Annotated in this window: 22 protein-coding genes and 1 tRNA gene; 14 read left to right on the top strand and 9 right to left on the bottom strand. The window is 63.3% G+C overall.

The features are described from left to right. The 4 genes from ACN50D_RS29890 to ACN50D_RS29875 all read left to right on the top strand — a co-directional run. Positions 1-442, top strand: a 442-nt coding sequence (locus tag ACN50D_RS29890; RefSeq protein WP_419970246.1) for an HNH endonuclease signature motif containing protein, incomplete at its 5' end; no start/stop codon positions are given. A 310-nt stretch (positions 443-752) separates the two neighbouring features. Further along, complete coding sequence (locus tag ACN50D_RS29885) at positions 753-1880, top strand: NDMA-dependent alcohol dehydrogenase (RefSeq protein ID WP_003941638.1); 1128 nt, start codon at positions 753-755, stop codon at positions 1878-1880. A 36-nt stretch (positions 1881-1916) separates the two neighbouring features. Then, the gene (locus ACN50D_RS29880) at positions 1917-2756 is read left to right on the top strand and encodes a serine hydrolase domain-containing protein (protein WP_007735479.1); all 840 of its coding nucleotides are present in this window, start codon (positions 1917-1919) and stop codon (positions 2754-2756) included. A 128-nt stretch (positions 2757-2884) separates the two neighbouring features. Continuing rightward, positions 2885-3394 (top strand): DUF3145 domain-containing protein, encoded by a 510-nt coding sequence (locus tag ACN50D_RS29875; protein WP_042445731.1) that lies wholly within the window; start codon positions 2885-2887, stop codon positions 3392-3394. Between the two features lie 110 nt (positions 3395-3504). Here ACN50D_RS29875 and ACN50D_RS29870 read toward each other — a convergent pair whose 3' ends face one another. From ACN50D_RS29870 to aceE, 6 genes are all read right to left on the bottom strand, one after another. Beyond that, positions 3505-4938: an acyl-CoA carboxylase subunit beta gene (locus ACN50D_RS29870; protein WP_003941597.1), complete on the bottom strand. Its 1434-nt coding sequence runs from the start codon at positions 4936-4938 to the stop codon at positions 3505-3507. Positions 4939-5046: 108 nt separating this feature from the next. Continuing rightward, positions 5047-6297: a KasA/KasB family beta-ketoacyl-ACP synthase gene (locus tag ACN50D_RS29865; protein ID WP_003941591.1), complete on the bottom strand. Its 1251-nt coding sequence runs from the start codon at positions 6295-6297 to the stop codon at positions 5047-5049. Between the two features lie 7 nt (positions 6298-6304). Further along, positions 6305-6580, bottom strand: coding sequence for a meromycolate extension acyl carrier protein AcpM (acpM, locus tag ACN50D_RS29860; RefSeq protein ID WP_003941649.1), 276 nt, complete (start codon positions 6578-6580; stop codon positions 6305-6307). Positions 6581-6664: 84 nt separating this feature from the next. After that, on the bottom strand, positions 6665-7573 hold the full coding sequence (locus tag ACN50D_RS29855) for an ACP S-malonyltransferase (RefSeq protein ID WP_064689135.1): 909 nt from the start codon (positions 7571-7573) through the stop codon (positions 6665-6667). Positions 7574-7700: 127 nt separating this feature from the next. Next, entirely contained in the window at positions 7701-9029 is a 1329-nt protein-coding gene (locus tag ACN50D_RS29850; protein ID WP_003941635.1) for a PucR family transcriptional regulator, read from the bottom strand. A 99-nt stretch (positions 9030-9128) separates the two neighbouring features. After that, positions 9129-11984 (bottom strand): pyruvate dehydrogenase (acetyl-transferring), homodimeric type, encoded by a 2856-nt coding sequence (gene aceE / locus ACN50D_RS29845; RefSeq protein ID WP_007735476.1) that lies wholly within the window; start codon positions 11982-11984, stop codon positions 9129-9131. Positions 11985-12217: 233 nt separating this feature from the next. Here aceE and ACN50D_RS29840 point away from each other — a divergent pair, with 233 nt between their 5' ends. The 6 genes from ACN50D_RS29840 (at position 12218) to ACN50D_RS29815 (ending at position 15386) form a co-directional block, all read left to right on the top strand. Continuing rightward, complete coding sequence (locus tag ACN50D_RS29840; RefSeq protein ID WP_007735475.1) at positions 12218-12778, top strand: hypothetical protein; 561 nt, start codon at positions 12218-12220, stop codon at positions 12776-12778. A gap of 177 nt (positions 12779-12955) precedes the next feature. Further along, on the top strand, positions 12956-13381 hold the full coding sequence (locus tag ACN50D_RS29835) for a DUF3052 domain-containing protein (RefSeq protein WP_003941575.1): 426 nt from the start codon (positions 12956-12958) through the stop codon (positions 13379-13381). 35 nt (positions 13382-13416) lie between these two features. After that, complete coding sequence (locus ACN50D_RS29830; protein ID WP_003941619.1) at positions 13417-13881, top strand: peroxiredoxin; 465 nt, start codon at positions 13417-13419, stop codon at positions 13879-13881. Positions 13882-13913: 32 nt separating this feature from the next. Next, positions 13914-13985, top strand: a tRNA-Val gene (locus ACN50D_RS29825). 91 nt (positions 13986-14076) lie between these two features. Beyond that, on the top strand, positions 14077-14301 hold the full coding sequence (locus ACN50D_RS29820; RefSeq protein ID WP_003941648.1) for a hypothetical protein: 225 nt from the start codon (positions 14077-14079) through the stop codon (positions 14299-14301). A 65-nt stretch (positions 14302-14366) separates the two neighbouring features. Next, positions 14367-15386 (top strand): cobalamin biosynthesis protein, encoded by a 1020-nt coding sequence (locus ACN50D_RS29815; protein WP_007735472.1) that lies wholly within the window; start codon positions 14367-14369, stop codon positions 15384-15386. Here the strand turns inward: ACN50D_RS29815 and ACN50D_RS29810 are convergent. From ACN50D_RS29810 to ACN50D_RS29800, 3 genes are read right to left on the bottom strand one after another with little or no spacing between them, the layout of a single operon-like run. Next, positions 15327-16265, bottom strand: coding sequence for an SURF1 family protein (locus ACN50D_RS29810; RefSeq protein WP_007735469.1), 939 nt, complete (start codon positions 16263-16265; stop codon positions 15327-15329). The two genes, ACN50D_RS29815 and ACN50D_RS29810, sit on opposite strands and share 60 nt — an antisense overlap. A 48-nt stretch (positions 16266-16313) precedes the next feature. Then, on the bottom strand, positions 16314-16805 hold the full coding sequence (locus ACN50D_RS29805) for a low molecular weight protein-tyrosine-phosphatase (protein ID WP_007735468.1): 492 nt from the start codon (positions 16803-16805) through the stop codon (positions 16314-16316). After that, complete coding sequence (locus ACN50D_RS29800) at positions 16792-17487, bottom strand: HAD hydrolase-like protein (protein ID WP_042445748.1); 696 nt, start codon at positions 17485-17487, stop codon at positions 16792-16794. The genes ACN50D_RS29805 and ACN50D_RS29800 overlap by 14 nt, the downstream gene beginning before the upstream one ends. Positions 17488-17543: 56 nt before the next feature. Here ACN50D_RS29800 and cobC point away from each other — a divergent pair, with 56 nt between their 5' ends. From cobC to ACN50D_RS29780, 4 genes are all read left to right on the top strand, one after another. After that, positions 17544-18578: an Rv2231c family pyridoxal phosphate-dependent protein CobC gene (gene cobC, locus ACN50D_RS29795; protein ID WP_007735466.1), complete on the top strand. Its 1035-nt coding sequence runs from the start codon at positions 17544-17546 to the stop codon at positions 18576-18578. Continuing rightward, complete coding sequence (locus ACN50D_RS29790) at positions 18575-19708, top strand: Nif3-like dinuclear metal center hexameric protein (RefSeq protein ID WP_007735465.1); 1134 nt, start codon at positions 18575-18577, stop codon at positions 19706-19708. The genes cobC and ACN50D_RS29790 overlap by 4 nt, the downstream gene beginning before the upstream one ends. 108 nt (positions 19709-19816) lie before the next feature. Further along, the gene (locus tag ACN50D_RS29785; protein WP_007735462.1) at positions 19817-20554 is read left to right on the top strand and encodes a zinc ribbon domain-containing protein; all 738 of its coding nucleotides are present in this window, start codon (positions 19817-19819) and stop codon (positions 20552-20554) included. Next, entirely contained in the window at positions 20551-21666 is a 1116-nt protein-coding gene (locus ACN50D_RS29780; RefSeq protein ID WP_007735460.1) for a bifunctional RNase H/acid phosphatase, read from the top strand. Before ACN50D_RS29785 ends, ACN50D_RS29780 begins: the two co-directional genes overlap by 4 nt. Positions 21667-21691 lie beyond the last annotated feature (25 nt).

Genomic DNA, 21691 nt, shown 5'->3' with positions numbered 1-21691 from the left:
TGATGTCGGGCACATGCCCTGGCTCGGACCACTGTCGGTGTCGCAGACCAGACTTCTCGGGTGTGATTGTTTCCTCTCCACTGTGCTGCTCGACGGTCACGGCGCGCCCTTGGATGCGCAACCAGGAAAGAGGCTGGTCACCGCCGAACAGCGAGTGGCGTTGATCGCCCGAGACAGGGGCTGCGCGTTCCCGGGCTGCACATGTGTGCCGGCGTGGACGGATGCGCACCATATCCGGCACTGGGCCAACGGTGGCCCGACGGTGATGAACAACCTGGTCCTGCTGTGCCGTTCGCACCACCGGTTGATGCACCGCAAATCCGGGTTCGTCGGAAAATGGGAAATCCGCATCGGAGTCGACAACAAACCCTGGTTCATTCCGCCGCCCTCGATCGACCCGCAGCAGCAACCGAGGCCGGCGAACACCACATTCAAAACCTGAGGGGTCAAACCTCAGATGCACCAGAACATGCCCAGGCCTGTTTCAGACCCGCTGCTCTGTGTCCGACCGATTGGTGGGAGGTGGAGTCGAATGGTTGCGTGCTTTCGGGGCGGCTCTACTTTCGGGTGCCCGTGTGGCCTGTCCCACTCAGTGGGTCATTATTCCGTCGTTGCCGCGCCGGTTGTGCCAGGTCATTTGGACGTCTGACCTGCAGTGCAAAATCTTTCGTTAGAACACGTTCCAATTTCGCAGATTTGTGGCTATGGTCACAGAGATAGATGCGGGTGTGCGAATGAAAGGGTGAAGTGACGTGAAGACCAAGGGTGCAATCCTGTGGGGCCTCAATGAAAAGTGGTCCGTCGAGGAGATCGAGATCGGTGAGCCGGTAGCCGGCGAAGTTCAGATTCGCATGGAAGCGGCCGGAATGTGCCACTCCGATCACCACATCGTCACCGGCGCGACCCCGATGCCGTCGTTCCCCGTCATGGGTGGGCACGAGGGTTCGGGCGTCATCACCAAGCTCGGCCCGGAGGTCAAGGGTCTGGAGGTCGGCGACCACGTCGTTCTGTCCTTCATTCCGGCTTGTGGAACCTGTCCGGCGTGCTCGGCCGGCCATCAGAACCTGTGTGACCTCGGGATGGGCCTCCTCAGCGGCCAGGCCATCAGTGACGGTACCTACCGAATCCAGGCTCGCGGCGAAAACGTGATCCCGATGTGCCTGCTAGGGACGTTCTCGCCCTACATGGTCGTGAACCAGTCGTCAGTGGTGAAGATCGACAAGGATATTCCGTTCGAGGTTGCCGCACTCGTCGGTTGCGGCGTCCCGACCGGTTGGGGATCGGCAACCCACATCGCCGATGTGAAGCCCGGCGAAGACGTTGTGATCATGGGTGTCGGCGGCGTCGGTATCAGTGCGCTACAGGGTGCAGTTGCATCGGGCGCCCGGTATATCTTTGCCATCGACCCCGTGCCGTGGAAGCGTGAGCAGGCTCTGAAGTTCGGCGCAACGCACGCTTTCGAAAGCGCTGCCGCTGCCATTCAGCCGATCATCGACGCTACGTATGGCCGCATGGCGCAGAAGACGATCATCACCGTCGGCGAAATGAAGGGTGAGTACGTCGAAGAAGCGATGATTCTGACGGCAAAGGCCGGCCGTTGTGTCGTCACCGCAATGGGGCACCTGACGGACATGGATGTGAAGCTGAACCTGTTCCTGATGGCGATGCTTCAGAAGGACCTTCAGGGCAACATTTTCGGCGGTGGCAACGCTCGCCAGGACGTGCCGAACCTCCTCGCGATGTACAAGGCAGGCAAGCTGAACCTCGACGACATGGTCACTCGGACCTACACGCTCGAAGGCGTGAACGACGGCTACCAGGACATGTTGGATGGCAAGAACATCCGCGGCGTCATCCGCTACACCGAAGCTGACTGGTGATCGGAAGCGCAACTCTTGTGCCAGTAGTCTGATCGGGTGCCCAGTACTCACAGTCTCGACGTAATCCAGCAGTGGCCGGTCGACAATGCGGCAGCGGTCGTCCTCTCCGGGAAGAATCCCGGTGAGGGCGACCGCATTCGTGGTTTCAGTGGCGACCAGGCGCATGTTTTCCCCCTGGCTTCGGTGACAAAACTGTTGTGCGCCTACGCGATTCTCGTGGCAGTGGAGGAGGGGGCGGTCGAGTTGGATGGGCCGGCCGGGCCTGAGGGGTCGACCGTTCGTCATCTCCTCGCACATGCTTCGGGATTGGCATTCGCCGAACGTGTTGTTCAGGCGCCGGTGGCGTCGAAGCGGATCTACTCGAGTGCGGGGTTCGAGGTGCTTGCCGAGTTGGTTTCCCGGGAGACCGAGATCGAATTTGCCGACTATCTGGCCGAGGCTGTGTTCGCGCCGTTGGCGATGACCAGCGCGGCTCTTGTCGGTCCGGCCGGTCACGGTGCGCAGGCATCGGCAGACGACTTGGCCAAGTTCGCGGCTGAACTGCTCTCGCCGACTCTGGTCTCGGCGCAGACGTTCGCAGAGGCGACAACTGTGCAGTTCCCGGGGCTCAACGGAATTCTTCCGGGTTACGGCTCTCAGCGCCCCAACGACTGGGGGCTCGGATTCGAAATTCGGGGCGACAAGCGTCCGCATTGGACGGGTCTCGAGAACTCGGCCGCTACCTTCGGTCATTTCGGCCAGTCCGGGACGTTCCTGTGGGTCGATCCCACGATCGATACTGCGTGCGTCGTGCTTACCGATCGCGATTTCGGTGATTGGGCCAAGCCTTTGTGGACCGAATTGTCGGATGGCGTGGTCGGTGAAGTTTCGCGGTAGAGCACAAATTTCTCTCCTTCCACTGGCGCAACACGGGTAACACAAGGCACACTGTTCAATCGAGCGTGCTGCACGAACTCGACAGAGGTCGTTGGGGAAGACGTCCCTCGTCGAAGCAGGAGGCTCGAGTGCGCGAAATGAATCAATTCGCGGACGTGACGACTGGTGTGGTTTACATCCACTCGTCGCCCGCGGCGCTGTGCCCGCACGTGGATTGGGCTTTGTCCGCCACGTTGGACAGCCCTGCCAAGCTCAGATGGACCTCACAGCCTGCCTACGACGGGCTTCTGCGTGCGACGACGGACTGGACGGGTCCCGTCGGAACCTGTGCCCGCCTGGTCGACTCGCTACGCGCGTGGCCGATGTTGCGGTTCGAGGTCACCGAGGACCCGAGTCACGGCGTCGACGGCGAACGGTACAGCCATGTGCCCGGTCTGGGCCTGTGGCGCGGATCCACCAGTGCGAACGGTGATGTCGTCGTAGGGGAGATGAAACTGCGGTCCATCATGAATTCCGGTGGAGACATCGCCGCGGAAATCGATCGGGCGATAGGTACACCGTGGGACGAGGAACTCGAACCCTTCCGGAGTTCAGGCGAAGGTGCCGAAGTGACATGGCTGCGAAGGCGTGTCAGCTGACCGAGGTCCATCCTGAACCCGGAGTGCTCTCGCGGCTTGAACGACAAAGACTTGAATGACAAAGGTGGGCCCCGCCGTATCGGCGAGGCCCACCTTGCTGTCCAGGGTTGTCAGAGCGGAATGTTCTTGTGCCGCGCGCGGACAGATGGTGCAGACGCGAGGGCAGCGGTTACGATGCTGCGAGTCTTCGCCGGGTCGATTTCCTCGTCGACGACGCCGATTTCGACCGCGCGGTCGACGCCGCCCGCGATTGCCTCGTGCTCGGCAGCGAGTCGGTCGTGCAATGCTTCACGCTCGTCGTCCGGTGCAGCTGCGAGGGCCCGCTTGTGCAGGATGCCGACAGCAGCCTTCGCACCCATCACGGCTACTTCGGAGTTGGGCCAAGCGAATACGGCCGTGGCTCCCAGTGCTCGCGAGTTCATCGCGATGTAGGCGCCGCCGTAGATCTTTCGAGTGACGACGGTGACGCGGGGGACCGTTGCCTCGGCGAAGGCGTGAAGTAACTTCGCTCCGCGTCGGACAACGCCTTCCCACTCCATCGAGACGCCCGGCAAATACCCGGGAACATCGACGACGACCACGAGCGGCACGCCGAATGCGTTGCACAGTCGCACGAACCGAGCGGCCTTCTCTGCACTTTCGGAGTTCAGGCACCCCCCGAGTCGCAGTGGGTTGTTCGCAATGACGCCAACGGTGCGTCCGGCCATCCGGCCGAAACCGGTGACGATGCTCCGAGCGTAATTGCCTTGCAGTTCTTCGAAACTCGACTCGCCTTCGACGTTGTCGAGCATTTCGTGAACGATCGGACGAACGTCGTACGCGCGTTTCGCGGAGGCAGGCATCATGGCGCGCAGATCGCTGTCGCCGAGTTCCGCTGCCCGCTGATCGAATTCGCCCTGCTCGCACATCATCGAGACCAGGCGGCGCGCGCGGTGCAATGCGTCGGCCTCGTCGTGTGCGGCGATGTGCGCGACACCCGACTTCTTGGTGTGTGTGTCCGGACCGCCGAGTGACACCATGTCGACCTGTTCGCCGGTGACACTACGAACTACGTCTGGCCCGGTGACGAACACTCGGCCTTCCGGCGCCATGATCACGACATCGGTGAGGGCTGGACCATACGCGGCTCCGCCAGCGGCAAAGCCGAGCACGACGGAAATTTGAGGTATGAGACCCGACGCGCGGACCATGGCCTCGAAGACCAGTCCGACGGCGTGGAGCGCCTCGACGCCTTCAGCCAGACGCGCGCCACCGGAGTGCCAGAGGCCCACGATGGGGGACTCTTCCTCGATAGCGGTATCGATGGCTTTGACGAGGTGTTTGCAACCGTCGACGCCCATGGCGCCACCCATGACAGTGGCGTCGGAGCAGTATGCGATGGTGCGGACGCCGTCGATGTTTCCGGACGCAGCGAGCACACCGGACTTGTCACGGGCGTGGAGCGGCACTGTTGTGCCGGGGTCGAACAGATTTTCCAGGCGCGCAAGAGGATCGCGCGGGTCTGTCGATGATTCGGACTTTGTCACGGGGGCCAGGATGGTCATCGCGTCCTCCTTCAGTACGAGCCTTGGGTGGAACGAAAGGTCGGTGTTGTCCGCGGGTGACGTTGTGTTGCAACGACACCCGCGGACAGGTGCAAACCGCGGTTCGGGCTAGGCCCGACCGAAGGCGAGCGCGACATTGTGCCCACCGAAACCGAACGAGTTGTTCAGTGCGAAATCGAAAGAGCCGGTTCGGGGTTCACCCTTGACGACATCGAGATCGATTTCTGGATCCTGGCTGTCAACATTGAGCGTGGGCGGGATGATCCCGTCACGCACTGCCAGAACCGTGAGGACTGATTCGAGGGCGCCGACAGCGCCGATCGAGTGTCCCAGCGCGGATTTCGGGCCGTACACCGCAGCGTGATTGCCGACCGCTGCGTTGATTGCCTTTGCCTCTGCGATGTCACCGATCGGCGTCGCAGTGGCGTGGGCGTTGATGTGCTTGATGTCGGACTTCGTCAGTCCGGCCATCTCGATTGCTCGGGTCATGGCTCGCGCCGCGCCCAGGCCTTCCGGATGCGGTGCCACGATGTGGTACCCGTCCGAAGTGATTCCGGAACCAAGCAGGCGGGCGTGAATCGTTGCCCCGCGTGCCTTTGCGTGCTCCTCGGTTTCGAGGATCATCAAGGCGCCGGCTTCGCCGAAGACAAATCCGTCGCGGTCCTTGTCGAAAGGACGTGAAGCTGCGGCCGGATTGTCGTTGTTGGTGCTCATCGCACGCATCATGGCGAAGCTCGCGATCGGAACGGCGTCGATGAAGCTCTCGACTCCACCAGCCACAACCATGTCCGCGTCACCCATGACAAGCATGCGGTGAGCGTGAGCAATTGCCTCGGAACCTGATGAACATGCCGACACCGGAGTGATGACGCCACCGCGGGCCCCGAGTTCGAGTCCGACCGTTGCGGCCGGTCCGTTGGGCATGACCATCTGCACCGAGAACGGGGACACCTTGCGGTATCCGCCGCCACGGAGCTTGTCGACGGCGTCGATGAGCGTGTCGCCGCCGCCGAGTCCGGTGCCGATGACAACGGCCAGGCGGTCCTGATCGACTTCAGGGCTGCCGGCGTTGCTCCAGACCGTGCGACTCAACGTGAGGGCAAGGCGTTCCACCCAGCTCATCCGTCGAATTTCGACGCGGGACAAGCCCTCGTCCGGTGAAACCTTCAGGTGCCCGCCGATGCGAATGGGAAGGTCGAACTCGTCGATGAACGGGTCATCGAGGATTCCGATGCCGCTTTCGCCGGCGAGTAGCGCCTTCCACGTGCCATCCACATCACCAGCCACCGAGGTCGACGTCGCGAGGCTCGTGACGACGATGTCGGGGAATTTCCCTTTGCGGGTAGAAGCGGAAGTCACGGTCGGCTCACTCTGCGTTCTTGGCTTCGGCGCCTTCGGCTTCGAGCTTCTGGATGTACGCGACGATGTCGCCGACGGTGCGCAGACCTGCAAGATCCTCGTCGGGGACCTTCACGCCGTACTTGTCTTCGGTCTGAACGGCGATCTCGACCATGGACAGGGAGTCGATATCGAGGTCGTCCACGAAGGACTTGTCGACGGTGACCTCGGAAGGCTCGATACCGGTGACCTCCTCCACGATCTGGCCGAGTTCCGCGATGATTTCTTCCTGAGTGTGGGCCACTGGTGTGGCTCCCTTCTTGATCGATTGAGGTGGGGTGAAACGTCCGGCCGCCGTTCGGGCTGATCGGCCGGGTGGGCGTCCGAGCTAGGTCAGCTCGGACAGTGCGGAGATATCCTCCGGGTTCTTGAGGGCCACCGTCGGTGTGCCACGCATTTCACGCTTGGCAATTCCGACGAGGGTTCCGGCCGGCGGGAGTTCCACGATCGCGCTGACTTCTGCTGTCCGCAACGACGCGGAGCAGAGGTCCCAACGAACGGGGCGGGTTACCTGCGCGGCAAGCTTGGTGAGGGCGTCGGCGCCCGAGGAGACGGGTGCGCCATCCGAGTTGGAAAGCAGTGTGCGCGTCGGATCGGAAGGGGTGATCTTGGCGGCAGCAGCTGCGACGGCGTCCTGCGCCGGCGCCATGAAGCGGGTGTGGAAAGCTCCGGCGACGGGTAGTGCGCGGACTCGGGCCTTTTCGGGTGCGTTTGCTGCGAGTTCTTCGAGCGCGGTGAGCAGTCCGGCCGCCACGATCTGGCCGGCCGCATTGCGGTTGGCTGCTTCCAGCCCGAGTTCTTCGATTCGTGCGAGCACTTCGGCTTCGTCTCCACCGAGAACGGCTGACATGCCCGTGGGCTCGAGCGCACAAGCCTTGGCCATCTCGGCGCCACGGAGGGCGGCAAGCGCGACCGCGTCGTCAGCGGAGATAACACCGGCGACCGCAGCAGCGGCAAGTTCACCCACCGAATGGCCGGCAGCGATGACGTCGGCGCCGAGGAGCCCACGTGATTCGATTTCCTCGTATGCCAGCAGAGCAGCGGCAACGACGAGGGGCTGGGTTACCGAGGTGTCGGTGATTTCTTCGGCGGTCGCGGTCGTGCCGAGTCGGACGAGGTCCAGGCCGGCTGCCTTCGACCACACTTCGAGGCGGTCTTGTGCTCCGGGCAGTGCCAGCCAGGGGCTGAGCATGCCGGGTGTCTGAGAGCCCTGTCCCGGGGCGAGCAACGAAATCACTTATTAAGAGAACACCGCCGCGAGCGACCTGCGAGATGTCGGTCGCGATGAACTCTGGCGAAGTGTTTTGTAGGGTTCCCACAAAATCCCACGTCGCGCTCGGCCATCGAAATTGGACGCTCAGGGGTTACAGGTTTGTTTGTCCGGATGTTAAAGATGTGACTGAAGTAACCGAATTGTTCGATTTGAGATCGATTTGTGTCAATCGGCCCACGGTAGCGGCGATCCGTAGTACATACGCGTCGCGTGGATTCGTTGGATCCCGGCCGGTAACTTCCGCGATTCGCTTCAAGCGGTACCGAACGGTATTTGGATGAACAAACAGAAGACGTGCACAAGTCTCAACCGCACCTCCACAGTCGAGATAACTGTCTAAAGTATCGGTCAAGACTGTGCCGGATTCAGCTAAAGGCGCGACAAGGAAATCGCGAAGAGCCTTCACGGCAGCGGCGTCTCCCAGTAGTGCCCGTTCCGGGAGCAGTTCAGTCGCGAAAACGGGACGAGGTGCGCCGCGCCACCCGGCAACAGCCTTGATTCCCGCCAGCGCTTCGGACGCACTGAAGTGCGCTGCGCTCAACGAGGGTGTCGTCGGGCCGATCACCACCGGCTCGTCGGCGAAACTCATGAGCAGGTCTTGAAGGAATTGGCTGCCTTCCGTCTTGCTACTCAGTTCCCCGCTGACGATCATCACCAGTCGCGGACCCTGCACCACGGCGAGAACAGCGCGCCCGTGCGCGGCGGCAGTCGCGTGGACGGTGCCGGCAACCGAGACCCGCTCGTCCGGCGGGGGAGACCCGACGATGACGGTGGCCGGAGCCGTGGCATCCCAGTTCAAGGTGGCGGCGCGAGAGAGCATGTCCGAGCCGGTGTCTCCCTGCACGACGGCGTCGACGACGAGCGCTTCCAGTCGCGTGTCCAGGGCACCCCGCGACTCGGCAGCGCTTGCGTACACCGTCGCTGCTGCGAAACCGAGTTCACGCCCGTAGCGCAGGACGGCTTCTGTCAGCGCGATCAGCTGCTGATCGTTGCGGGCGAGAGCCGGCAGCCATTTCTCGAAGAACTCCATCGCCACCCGGACCATGTCGACGGTCTGGCGCAGCGTGAGCTGTCGAGCAAGATCCTGAGGGATGACCGGAAACGACTCGTATCCGAAGCTGATCTCCGAGTCGAGTTGCCGCAGCCATTCCAGGAAATTCACCACCGACGTCTGCACCAACAGTTGAACGTCGGCGCGTTGCGAAGCGTCGAGACTGTCGAAGAACGGAAGCTGCTCCTCCATCACGGTCACGGCCTCGGTGGAGAGCCGGCCGGAGAACTGTTTGACGCGGCGGAGCAAGGCTTCTGGAAGTGGATCGCGAACCTGACGACGGCGGGCGAGTACAGCCTGCAACCCGGACGACTGTGGTCGAGTGCGGCGTACGCCCTCTTCGGGTTTCTCGGGATCAGGTTCGGGCATGAGAAAAACCTACGCCCATCGCCGCAGCGGATGTCGAGATGACACCCGCGGCGATGGGCGTAGGTCTGTTTTCGATCGCTGGGACTGTTGCCCTACGACTTAGGCGCTACCGGTGTCCCCGGTCTGCTCGGGAGCAGCATTCACGTCGTCGATGCGGTATCGGCTCGCTGCTTCGACGGCCTTCGACCGCTCGATCGATCCTTCCTTCGCCAAACCGATCAACACGGCAACGACGATGGACTCGGCATCGACGTTGAAGTAGCGACGCGCTGCAGTGCGTGTGTCGGAGAACCCGAACCCGTCCGTACCGAGCGTGGTGTAGTCGCCGGGAACCCACTGACGGATCTGGTCCGAGACCGCCCGCATCCAGTCCGAAGCCGCGACGACAGGGCCTTGGGCCGACGACAACGCCGTGGTGACGAAGGGAACCGGAGCATCCTCGGACGGATTGAGCAGCGCCTGACGTTCGCACTCGACGCCTTCGCGGCGCAGCTCACCCCAGGACGTGACCGACCAGACGTCGGCCGAGACGCCCCATTCGTCGGCAAGCAGCTTCTGCGCGCGCAGCCCCTCGGGCATCGCGACACCGGAGACGAGGATCTGTGCCTTCGGGCCGGCTGCTTCGGACGTCTTGTAGAGGTAGATGCCCTTGAGCAAGCCCTCGACGTCGAGACCTTCGGGCTCGGCCGGCTGAACGTACGGCTCGTTGTAGATGGTCAGGTAGTAGAAGATGTTCTCGCCACCGAAACCGTCGACGCCCTCGGTGCCGCCGTACATGCGGCGCAAGCCGTCCTTGACGATGTGCGCCAACTCGTACGAGAACGCGGCGTCGTACGTGACAGCTGCGGGGTTGGTGGATGCCAGGAGCAGCGAGTGTCCGTCGGCGTGCTGAAGACCTTCACCGGTCAGAGTTGTACGACCGGCGGTGGCGCCGAGAACGAATCCCCGAGCCATCTGGTCGGCAGCCGCCCACAGGCCGTCGCCGGTGCGCTGGAAACCGAACATCGAGTAGAAGATGTACAGCGGAATCATCGGTTCACCGTGGGTGGCGTACGACGTGCCGACTGCGGTGAACGAAGCCGTCGAACCGGCCTCGTTGATGCCCTCGTGCAGGATCTGGCCGATCGGGCTCTCCTTGTAGGCGAGCATGAGTTCGGCGTCGACGGACGTGTAGAGCTGCCCGTTGCGGTTGTAGATCTTCAGCGACGGGAACCACGAGTCCATACCGAACGTGCGAGCCTCGTCCGGGATGATCGGCACGATGCGCTTGCCGATTTCCTTGTCGCGCAACAGTTCCTTGAGGATGCGCACGATCGCCATGGTGGTGGCGACTTCCTGCTTGCCCGAACCCTTGCGGATGACGTCGTACGTCTTGTCCTCGGGGAGCTTGAGCGGAGCAGCGTCGGTGTTGCGGGAAGGCAGGAACCCGCCCAGTGCTTTACGACGGTCGAGCATGTACTTGATCTCGGGAGCGTCCGCGCCCGGGTGGTAGTACGGAGGCAGGTACGGATCCTTCTCGAGCTCGGCGTCCGAGATCGGGATGTGCTGCATGTCGCGGAACGCCTTGAGATCGTCCAGCGTCAGCTTCTTCATCTGGTGCGTGGCGTTGCGGCCCTCGAAGTGCTTACCGAGGGTGTAGCCCTTGATGGTGTGCGCCAGGATGACCGTCGGCTGGCCCTTGTGTGCCATGGCCGCTGCGTAGGCGGCGTGGACCTTGCGGTAGTCGTGGCCACCGCGCTTGAGGTTCCAGATTTCCTGGTCTGTGAGGTCCTTGACCAGTTCCTTGGTGCGGGGGTCACGTCCGAAGAAGTGATCGCGTACGAACGCGCCGTCGTTGGCCTTGTACGTCTGGTAGTCACCGTCCGGCGTCACGTTCATCAGGTTGACCAGTGCGCCGTCGCGATCGGCGTGCAGCAGCGCATCCCACTCGCGACCCCAGACGACCTTGATGACGTTCCAGCCGGCACCGCGGAAGAACGATTCCAGTTCCTGGATGATCTTTCCGTTGCCGCGGACCGGGCCGTCGAGGCGTTGGAGGTTGCAGTTCACCACGAACGTGAGGTTGTCGAGGCCTTCGGTTGCCGCGACGTGAGCGAGGCCGCGTGACTCGGGCTCGTCCATTTCGCCGTCGCCGAGGAACGCCCACACGTGCTGATCGGTGGTGTCCTTGATGCCGCGGTCGTTGAGGTAGTGGTTGAACCGGGCCTGGTAGATGGCGTTCATCGGGCCGAGGCCCATCGAGACCGTCGGGAACTCCCAGAAGTCGGGAAGCAGCCGCGGGTGCGGGTAGGACGGCAGTGCGCCGCCGAAGTCGGCGTGGGACTTCTCCTGGCGGAATCCGTCGAGCTGTTCCGCGGGGATGCGGCCCTCGAGGAAGGCGCGTGCGTAGATGCCGGGGGAGGCGTGACCCTGGATGAAGATGTGGTCGCCACCGCCCGGGTGGTCCTTGCCGCGGAAGAAGTGGTTGAAGCCGACCTCGTACAACGCTGCCGAGGATGCGTAGGTGGAGATGTGACCGCCGACGCCGACGCCCGGTCGCTGAGCGCGGTGGACCATGATCGCGGCGTTCCAACGGATCCAGGCGCGATAGCGGCGCTCGACCTCTTCGTCGCCGGGGAACCACGGCTCGTTTTCGGTCGGAATCGTGTTGACGTAGTCGGTCGAAGTGAGCGCGGGGAGTGCGACGTGCTTCTCGCCGGCGCGTTCGAGCATGCGGAGCATGAGGTAGCGGGCACGCGTGGGTCCGGATCGATCCAGAAGTCCGTCGAATGATTCGAGCCATTCGGTGGTCTCGTCCGGATCGATGTCCGGCAGGTACGACGCAACACCTTCGCGAATGACGCGAACGCGACCGTCGGTTCCCCCCGGCGTATTCGACGCGGGCGAACCCGACTCGCCGGCGGCGCCGGAATCGGCGTTCTGCCCGGACGCGGGACCCTGGATCAGGTCAGACAACGTGTGCTCCTCATTGGTTTGGGGACGCGTGGTGGGGCGTCCTTACATAGGTGATCGAGGCCTTGTTAGGTCCGACGCACTTCCATCGTGAATATGGCGCGTACCTCATCTTTCACCATCCCGGTCGGTCCGGCATACCTCGCCTCTGGTTACTCTCGGGTAGCGTTTTTCGGCGTGACGCAGGGGTGTGATGGTTCCCCGTAGTCACAGGCTTGGGGGATCGATCGGAACGTATGAAGGGGTGGGAAAAAATAAACAAAGAAATCAATTACGGCAGGGTCGGGGCGTGGGTCTCGGTCGGATCGATCGCAGTGGGACTGTCGGTGATCGTGGGATGTTCGGCGGCGGTGACCGGATCGGCAGTACCCAATGAAGCGCACGTGGCTGCATACCAATCCGAGGTGAGTATTTCGATGGCCGCCGCGTCCTCGTCGAAAGCGGCGGCAGATGCGGCAGAGGCAGCTTTCGCGATCTGTGAGGAAGCGGTCTCTCGATCGAAAAACGACGTGGTTGCGTTCAATGCCTACGTCGACGCCGGAAATCATGGTGAGACCGACCTGAGAGCCGAAGCAAGCGCTGCTGCTTCGTCGGCCAGGGACACCGCCTCGTGGTTCGACTCGGTCGCGAGTGAACTTCCGACGCAACTTTCCGGACTGTTCGACGAATTGGCCGCGAACCTACGTTCATCTGCAGTCGTGATCGAGAGTGATCATTCGGCGGATGAAATCAATTCGATCAGCGATACGAGCAATTCGATTCGCAAGTCGATCTTCGATGAATGTGGATCCCTGTGACCTGCGGTAATCCGCAGGCGTAAGGTTCGCCGTGTGTCAGAAGACGATCTTTGGTGAAAGTTTTCGGCGTGGTCGGCTTGCGCTAACGCCTCAGACCATGTTCGCTTTCCCTAATTGATCGTCAAACGGTAGGTGTGCGGGGTCGCCACACACCATCAACAAAAGGAGGACCCCACCGTGGTCGCCGCGGCGGATGCCCAGAACTACGCTCAGAAACTCGGGATTACCACTGACATGGTGGTGCAGGAACTGGGCTGGGATGAGGATACCGACGACGGCATTCGTGCCGCGGTTGAGGAAACCATCGGCGGGGAAATGCTCGACGAGGATTCCGACGAGGTCATCGACGTCGTGCTGCTGTGGTGGCGCGACGAGGACGGTGACCTGGTAGATGCCTTGATGGATGCCATCGGGCCCCTCGCCGACGAAGGCTTCGTGTGGGTTCTCACTCCCAAGACCGGTCTCGACGGACACGTCGAGCCCAGCGAGATCGCCGAATCGGCGCCGACTGCCGGCCTGACGCAGACATCGGCAGCCAACCTCGGTGACTGGTCGGGAAGTCGACTGGTTCAGCCGAAGGCTCGTCCGGCCAACAAGCGCTGACCCGGTCCTTTCCGCACTTTCCCAAGGAATCGCACATGCCTCTCGAAGTTGGTGCCCAGGCACCGGATTTCACCTTGAAGGACCAGAACAACCAGGAAGTTTCGCTCGCAGATTTCCGCGGTAAGAAGAACGTTCTGCTGGTCTTCTATCCGTTGGCCTTCACCGGGACTTGTCAGGGGGAGCTCTGTAAGGTCCGTGACGAGCTTCCGAAGTTCGAGAACGACGACACCGCCATTCTCGCGATTTCTGTCGGTGCTTCGCCGACTCACAAGATCTGGTCGGCCGAGCAGGGATACACATTTCCCTTGCTGTCGGACTTCTGGCCGCACGGTGAGGTCGCTCAGAAGTACGAGGTGTTCAACGACAAGTTGGGCTTCGCGAATCGTGGCACCTTTGTCATCGACAAAGACGGAATCATTCGTTTTGCCGAGATGAACGGCCCCGGAGAAGCCCGTGACCACGGACTTTGGGCAAACGCGCTTGCCGCGCTAGAGTCTTAGAGCACTCCCGGTGAGGGTCTCACCGGGAGTTCGGGCGTGTAGCTCAGTGGTAGAGCTCTGGTTTTACACACCAGCGGTCGGGGGTTCGAAACCCTCCGCGCCCACCGAAGAATTCAAGCCCCGATCTGCGTCGACGCAGATCGGGGTTTTTTCATTTTCGGCAACGAATTGTCCGCAATACGCCATTCTGGACGCATGTCCAGTTCTGTGATCGAAGTAGCCGTCGACCCGACGCGCGTGCATCCCACCCGTCCGCACATACACATCGCCGAGATGCCCAGTCTCAGTGTTGCGTTGTTCCCGGGGCAGACGATCCGGGTTCGTTCCCAAAGCGACGCACTGGCGACCGGGATTGCCCGTGTCTGGGAAATCAACCGAATGCACCGCTTGATCTACCTGACGATCGACTGGGACGGGTAGAGATCGGCTCGTGCAGACACGTGACGGTTGGCCAGAGAACGAGCGTCGCTGCTACAACTACGCTCGTGCAGATTTCGGTTCGTTCGTCCCAGTCTCGATTCAATGCGCGAGCTGCCGGGCTTCTCCTCGGCTTCGTCGCGGATCGGGTCTTCGCCGATCCGGGGCGGTTCCATCCGGTTGCCGGCTTCGGAACCGCGGCTATCGCGCTGCAGAAGATGTCCTACCGGGACTCGCGCGCGGCCGGAACACTTCATGTTGCCGTGCTCTTGGCCGGCACCGCAGGACTTGGGCTCGCAGCCGAAAAAGTGTCGCGCCGGGCCGGTTGGGTGGCCGTCACGGGTACGACAGCGATGGCTACCTGGGCTGTGCTCGGCGGGACGTCGCTTGCACGCACCGGCATCGACATGGCCGCTCGATTGGAGGCGTCACAGGTCGATCGCGACCTGACGAAAGCGCGCGAGCTTCTCCCTTCACTGTGTGGACGCGATCCATCGGTACTGAGCGAGGAGGGCCTCACGCGTGCAGCGCTGGAGTCGGTCGCCGAAAACACCTCGGATGCAAGCGTCGGTGCAATGTTCTGGGGTGCAATTGCGGGCGTGCCGGGTCTGTTCGTCTACCGCGCCGCCAACACCCTCGACGCGATGATCGGCTACCGCTCCGAGAAATACCGCAGATTCGGGTGGGCTGCGGCGAGGTTCGACGACCTGGTCAACATCGTCCCCGCTCGGCTGACAGGTGCGCTGACGGCTGCGTGTGCACCGGTGGTAGGCGGCTCGGTTCAGGAATCACTGGCAGCGTGGAAACGCGACGCAGCGGCTCATCCAAGCCCCAATGCGGGCGTCGCGGAAGCGTCGGCGGCAGGGGCGTTGGGCATTTCGTTGGGTGGTCGGACCGAGTACGCGCACGGGGTGGAGATGCGTCCCGTCCTCGGCCGCGGGACTGTGCCGACGCCGAACGATCTGCGCCGCGCGTCGAGGCTTTCGTCGGCGGTGCAGATCATTGCAGTTGTGGTGTCAGCGGGTATTTCAGCGGGTATTGCCGTATCGATCGGCAAGTTTGGCTTCCTGCGCCGTCAGCGGCACTGATTCCGGCTCCGGCTTCTTGCGACGGCTGAAGGCACGAGCCGGTTCGGCGGGGGATGAGGCAGGCGCGGACACCGGCGCTTCCGGGGTCGTCTCGGTAGCGGCGTCGTCCGCTGCGAAACCGTCGACAGCTGCTTGAGCTGCCTTCTCCTTGCGACGTTCGCGCCACTCCGCGCGAATGAAGTAGGCCAGTCCGAGCGGCGCCATGATGCCGAACGCCAGCCACTGGAACCCGTACGAGAGGTAGGGGCCTGCATCGAGTTGGGGGAGAGGGATCGTCCCCAGGCCGCCGGGCTGGTCGGGTTCGAGTTGGATGTACGCGTCGATCAGGTCCGTTCCGATGAACTCGCCGATAGGTTGTGGGTCGATGGAGTAGACCTGTTTCGCGCCGTCCTCGAACATCGGAACTCGGCCGGGCGCGGTGCCTTCCGACAGACGCACGCGACCGTTGAGAGTGACCGGATCGGTCGGCGGCGCGGCGATGGGCGGTGCCTCGGCGCCGTTGATCGGCCGAACGTATCCGCGATTGACGAGGATCGTTCGGCCGTCGTCCAGGCGGAAAGGCGTCAGGATCTCGTAGGACGGCGCGCCCTCGATGGACTGCAGTCGGACGAGGATATCGGCGTCGGGCAGATAGGTGCCTGCCGCGGTGATGTTTCGCCATTCGTCGTCCGGTGCGATCGTCGAATCGGTGATGACGTCACCGATCGGCACGGTCTCCGCGTTGATCGAGTTCGAGATCAGATCATTGCGGTGCTCGGTCTTGGTGTTCTTGCCGAGTTGCCATGGAGCGAGCACGGTGAAGCACAGGTAGGCGAAGAGCCCGACCACAGCTGCCAGTACCAACCAACCGGGCCGCAACAGGAATTTCAGTCTTCGCACACGTCCACGGTATCCGTTGCCCGAACGGGAGTGAATTTTGCTCCGGGTTCAGGCTCGCTCGCGGATCCAGTCGAGTATGTCGGGAATGGCTGCTTCGATCTGGTCTCGCACCAGTTCGAAGTCCTCCTGGTCCCCGTAGTACGGGTCCGGAACCGATTCTCCGTCCGCCTCGGGGTCGAACGATCGCAGTAGGCGCCGACGCTCGGTGGGCACGCCGAGATGAGCAAGCTCACGTTCGTGCCCGGTGTCGAGGGCGACGACAAGATCGGCGGCGAGATGATCTGCATTGACCTGCGCGGCGCTGTGGCCCGTCGGATATCCGGCCGCTCGGAGCACGACGTTGGTCCGCTCGTCGGCCTCGCTACCGGTGTGAAACCCCTCGGTACCTGCACTGCTGACACGGACTCGGTCGGCGAGGCCTTCACGGTCCAGATGCGCGAGCAAGATCTTTTCGGCCATCGGTGACCGGCAGATATTGCCGGTGCACACAAACGTCACATGGAGTGGTTCAGTCACGTGGAGTGGTTCAGTGGCGGCCATCGAGAAGTCCTCCCAGTTCGGATGCCGACGATACGGAGCGAAACGCTTGCCGCGCTTCCTCGGCGGAACCGTAGCCCCATTCGACGACGACGGTGGGGATGCCGTACTTCGCGGCGCCGAGCACGTCGTGATCACGGTCGCCGATCATGAGAACGTCGGGGGTTCCGCCGTCGGATGCGAGGACGGGAGTGATCCCGAGCGAGGTCAGCGAATGCGCGATCACATCGGGTTTAGCCCGACGAGTTCCGTCGTCACTCGCGCCGCCGATGAACTCGAAGTGCTCGGCCAGGCCGAAATGCTCGAGGATTCGAATGGCGAATCGCTCCGACTTGGAGGTGGCGACGGCCAGTCGGGTGCCGCTCGCGCGAGCCTTACCCAGGACGACGTCCATGCCTTCGTACACCGAGTTCTCCTGCCACCCGGTCGCGTCGTAACGCTCGATGTACGCGGCGATCGCCCGATCCACGTCCGCCGGGGCCATACCGAGTGACCTGAAGGTGTCGACCATCGGCGGGCCGATCACCGATGCCAACATCGCTTCCGTCGGCTCCGGATGGCCGACAGTTGCCAACGCGTGTCGGAAGCCGCCGTGAATGCCGGGAGCGGAATCGGTGATGGTTCCGTCCAGATCGAAAAGAACTACCGGAAAACGGTCGAGCGGTGGTGTCGTCACGGCACTCATTGTCCCGGACGGCAGGGGTGATGTCCGCGCACGGTGCTCGACCGTAGGCTGACCGGGTGAGTACCGGAACGGTTGACCTGGAGAGCTTGCGACATCACGGCGATGTCGAAGCGGAGCCCGGGTTACTCGATTTTGCCGTCAACGTTCAAGGCTCCGGCCCGCCGAAGTGGTTGCGGGATCGGCTGGCCGCAGGGCTGGCGACGCTTGGTTCGTACCCGTCGGCCGCAGCGGAACTGAAGGCTCGCGAAACGGTCGCGCAGCGGCACGGGCGCCGGCCCGAAGAGGTGTTGTTGCTCTCGGGCGGTGCCGAGGGATTCGCGATGCTGCCGCGCCTGGGCGCTCGTTCGGCAGCGCTGATCCATCCGTCGTTCACCGAGCCGGAACTGGCACTGCGAGAGGCCGGTGTGCCGGTGACTCAAGTGATTCTGGAGCCGCCTTTCGAGCTTCGGACCGCGCAGGTACCCGAATCCGCGGACCTTGTCGTTCTGGGCAATCCGACCAACCCGACGTCCGTGCTTCACCCCAAGGCCGATGTGTTGGCATTGCGTCAGCCGGGCCGGATCCTGGTGGTGGACGAGGCCTTCGGCGACGCGGTCCCCGGCGAAACGGAGAGCATCGCCGGTGTCGAGTCGGCGGATGTACTGGTCCTTCGGAGCCTGACCAAGACGTGGGCGCTCGCCGGATTGCGGTGTGGATACGCGATCGGCTCTCCCGATCTTCTGGCTCGACTCAGTCACGGCCGAGCCCACTGGCCATTGGGCAGTCTGCAGATCGAGGCCATCACGGCGTGCTGCGAACCGTTTGCCGTCGAGCAGTCGAGGATCAAAGCCGACGTGATTTCCGTGGACCGCCGAGACATGTCGCGGCGACTGACCGAGATCGGGATTGCCGTGCACGAACCCGCTGCGGGGCCGTTCGTGCTCATCGATGTCCGTGACGGCGCCACGATGCGAGAGCACCTGCGTGCCCGCGGAATCGCCGTCCGCAGGTGCGACACCTTTCCCGGACTCGGCCCGGATCGGCTGCGCGTGGCCGTCCGTCCAGCCGAGCAGGTTGCGGTACTGATCGAAGCGATGAAGGAGATCTTGTGAGTGGCCCAACCCTTGCGGACGTCATAGCCGTGCTGGAATCCGCTTATCCGCCGGCCCTGGCGGAATCGTGGGACTCGGTCGGCCTGGTCTGCGGCGATCCGGCCGACGCTGTGACGAGAGTGGTTTTCGCGGTGGATCCGACCGAGGCAGTGGTCGACGACGCCATCGCCTCCGGTGCCGACCTTCTGGTCGTTCACCATCCACTTCTGCTGCGTGGGGTGGACACCGTCGGTGCTCACACACCCAAAGGTGCGTTGGTTCACAAGCTCATCAAGGCGGGGTGCGCGCTGTTCTCGGCGCACACCAATGCGGACTCGGCCGACCCCGGAGTGTCCGACGCGTTGGCGCAGGCTCTGGGCCTGACCGTGCTGCGCCCGATCGAACCCAAGCCGACGCAGCCGCTCGACAAGTGGGTCGTCATGGTTCCGGTGGAGAATGCATCGGCCGTGCAGGATGCACTTTTCGAGGCCGGGGCTGGGCGGATCGGTGACTACAGCCAGTGCAGTTGGACCGTCACCGGTACGGGTCAGTTCCTGCCCGCCGACGGAGCGAATCCGACGATCGGGACCGTCGGCGCTGTGGAGCAGGTTCGCGAGAATCGTGTGGAAGTGATTGCCCCTCGCGGAAAGCGAAGCGCAGTGCTGGGCGCATTGCGTGCCTCCCATCCGTACGAGGAACCGGCCTTCGATGTCTTCGAACTCGCAGCGTTCCCCAGTTCACTCGGACTGGGGCGGTTGGGTGAGCTCGACCACCCCGAAACCTTGCGGGAATTCACCGCGCGAGTGGCGCGCTCACTGCCCTCGACCGAGTGGGGTGTTCGCGCGGCCGGAGATCCAGAAGCGACCGTTCGTACCGTGGCGGTGTGCGGCGGTTCCGGCGACTCGTATCTCGACGTGGTGGCGGCACTGGGCGCCGACGTCTACGTCACTGCGGACCTGCGGCATCATCCCGCGGACGAGCATCTACGCGCCGGTGGCCCGGCTCTGGTCGACGTCGCGCACTGGGCGAGTGAATACCCGTGGTGCGCACAGGCGAAATCGGTGCTCGACGCCGCGTTTGCCGACAATCCGGAGTGGGAAAGCCGGGTTTCGACAATTCGCACCGATCCGTGGTGTTTGAGTGCGCATTAGTGCAGCGCTCTGCAAGGTACGGTTGCACGAACAATTCAAGAGCAGTTCTTCGAGAGCCGTCCTTCGCGAGCACTGCCGACATCGGACTTACAGCAGGAGTTATACAGCGTGAACGTCGAACCACAGGTGCAATCCAAGCTTCTCGACCTCGCCGGGGTGGATGCTGAGCTCACTCGGATCACCCACCGACGCGGAGCGCTTCCCGAGCAGCAGGAAGTCGAACGTCTCGAGGCCGAGCGAATCAGCCGTAAAGACGCGTCCGTAGCCGTCGAAATCCAGATCGACGACATCGATCGCGACATTCGCAAGCTCGAAGGCGAGGTCGACGCGGTTCGTCAGCGCGAGGATCGTGACCGCACACTCTTGCAGAGCGGGTCGGTCGGGGCGAAGCAGCTCACCGAACTCGAACACGAACTCGGCAGCCTGGTCCGGCGTCAGGGGCTCCTCGAAGACGAGTTGCTCGAAGTGATGGAGCAGCGTGAGGCGTTGCAGGCCGATCACGATCACGCCGGTGCCCAGCTGTCCCAGGCCGAAGAAGAGCTGATCGACGCCAAGCGTCGCCGCGACGATGCCGTCGCTGATCTGGACAAGGCGCAGGAGCGTTGCGCCGCCGATCGTGAACGACTCGTCGGTGAATTCCCCGCCGATTTCCTTGCTGTCTACGAGAAGCAGCGCAGCCTGGGCGGACCGGGCGCGGCGCTTCTGCAGGCACGCCGATGCGGCGCTTGCCGGATCGAGATCGACCGCGGCGAGATCTCCCGAATCGCCGCGTCGCCGGCCGACGTCGTAGTTCGTTGCCCAGAGTGCAATGCAATCATGGTGCGTACCAAGGAGTCCGGTCTGTGACTCTCTCGCAGGTCATCGTCGAGGCCGACGGTGGATCGCGGGGCAATCCCGGTCCGGCCGGCTACGGAGCGGTGGTGTTCGACGCCTCGCGCTCGGTGTTGGCCGAACGCAAGGAAAGCATCGGTATCGCGACCAACAACGTCGCCGAGTACCGCGGACTGATCGCCGGGTTGACCGCTGCCGGTGAACTCGGCGCGTCGACGGTCGACGTCCGCATGGATTCCAAGTTGGTCGTCGAGCAGATGTCCGGGCGCTGGAAGGTCAAGCACCCGGACATGATTCCGCTGCAGCGGCGCGCTGCCGAGCTGGCGACGCAGTTCTCGCGAGTGACCTACACGTGGATTCCTCGCGGCGAGAACTCTCATGCCGATCGTCTTGCCAACGAGGCGATGGACGCGGCTGCCGGCATCGAAACCGCAGCCCCCGCACCCGCCGCGCCGTCCGAAGAGACGTCGGAGCCGCAGATCGCCGGCTCTCCGGGATGGATCGCCACCACCGGCAAGCCGACACGAATGTTGTTGCTACGTCACGGACAGACAGCGATGTCGGTCGATCGCCGGTACTCCGGACGTGGGAATCCGGAGCTCACGGAACTGGGCCGCGCGCAGGCTGCCGGCGCAGCCGGACGCTTCGGGAACCGAGGCGGTATCGACGCCATCGTCTGCTCACCCCTCGGCAGAACCCGTGAGACGGCAGAGGCATCGGCCCGCGTGCTCGGCTTACCCGTCGTCGAGCACAAGGGTTTGATCGAAACCGATTTCGGCGACTGGGACGGACTCACGTTCCGCGAGGCAGCCGAGCGTGACCCGGACCTGCATCGCGAATGGCTCTCGGACACTTCGGTGCGTCCACCGGGCGGCGAGAGTTTCGACGAGGTACGCGAACGAGTCGTCGCCGCGCGTGACGACCTGATCTCGACCTACGGCGGCGCGACGCTGTTGGTCGTCTCTCACGTCACCCCGATCAAGACTTTGGTGCAGCTGGCCCTCGATGCCGGGCCGTCGTTGCTGTACCGGTTGCATCTGGATCTGGCGTCGCTGAGTATCACCGAGTTCTATCCCGACGGGGGAGCCTCGGTCCGGTTGGTCAACGACACGTCACACCTTCGCTGAAAGAGCCCCGACGGCTGATCAGCCT

It is taken from the genome of Rhodococcus sp. SB1D, assembly GCF_048573875.1.
GTDB lineage: Bacteria > Actinomycetota > Actinomycetes > Mycobacteriales > Mycobacteriaceae > Rhodococcus_F > Rhodococcus_F qingshengii.
Note: the sequence above shows the minus strand (reverse complement) of the source record. Positions and strands in the feature narration are given on the sequence as shown.

What these genes read in the sequence shown, in the direction of transcription:
- ACN50D_RS29870 (WP_003941597.1), bottom strand. Translation starts at nt 4,938, where the DNA reads ATGACCATCCTGGCCCCCGTGACAAAGTCCGAATCATCGACAGACCCG.
- ACN50D_RS29850 (WP_003941635.1), bottom strand. Translation starts at nt 9,029, where the DNA reads ATGCCCGAACCTGATCCCGAGAAACCCGAAGAGGGCGTACGCCGCACT.
- ACN50D_RS29840 (WP_007735475.1), top strand. Translation starts at nt 12,218, where the DNA reads ATGAAGGGGTGGGAAAAAATAAACAAAGAAATCAATTACGGCAGGGTC.
- ACN50D_RS29830 (WP_003941619.1), top strand. Translation starts at nt 13,417, where the DNA reads ATGCCTCTCGAAGTTGGTGCCCAGGCACCGGATTTCACCTTGAAGGAC.
- ACN50D_RS29820 (WP_003941648.1), top strand. Translation starts at nt 14,077, where the DNA reads ATGTCCAGTTCTGTGATCGAAGTAGCCGTCGACCCGACGCGCGTGCAT.
- ACN50D_RS29805 (WP_007735468.1), bottom strand. Translation starts at nt 16,805, where the DNA reads ATGGCCGCCACTGAACCACTCCACGTGACTGAACCACTCCATGTGACG.
- ACN50D_RS29800 (WP_042445748.1), bottom strand. Translation starts at nt 17,487, where the DNA reads ATGAGTGCCGTGACGACACCACCGCTCGACCGTTTTCCGGTAGTTCTT.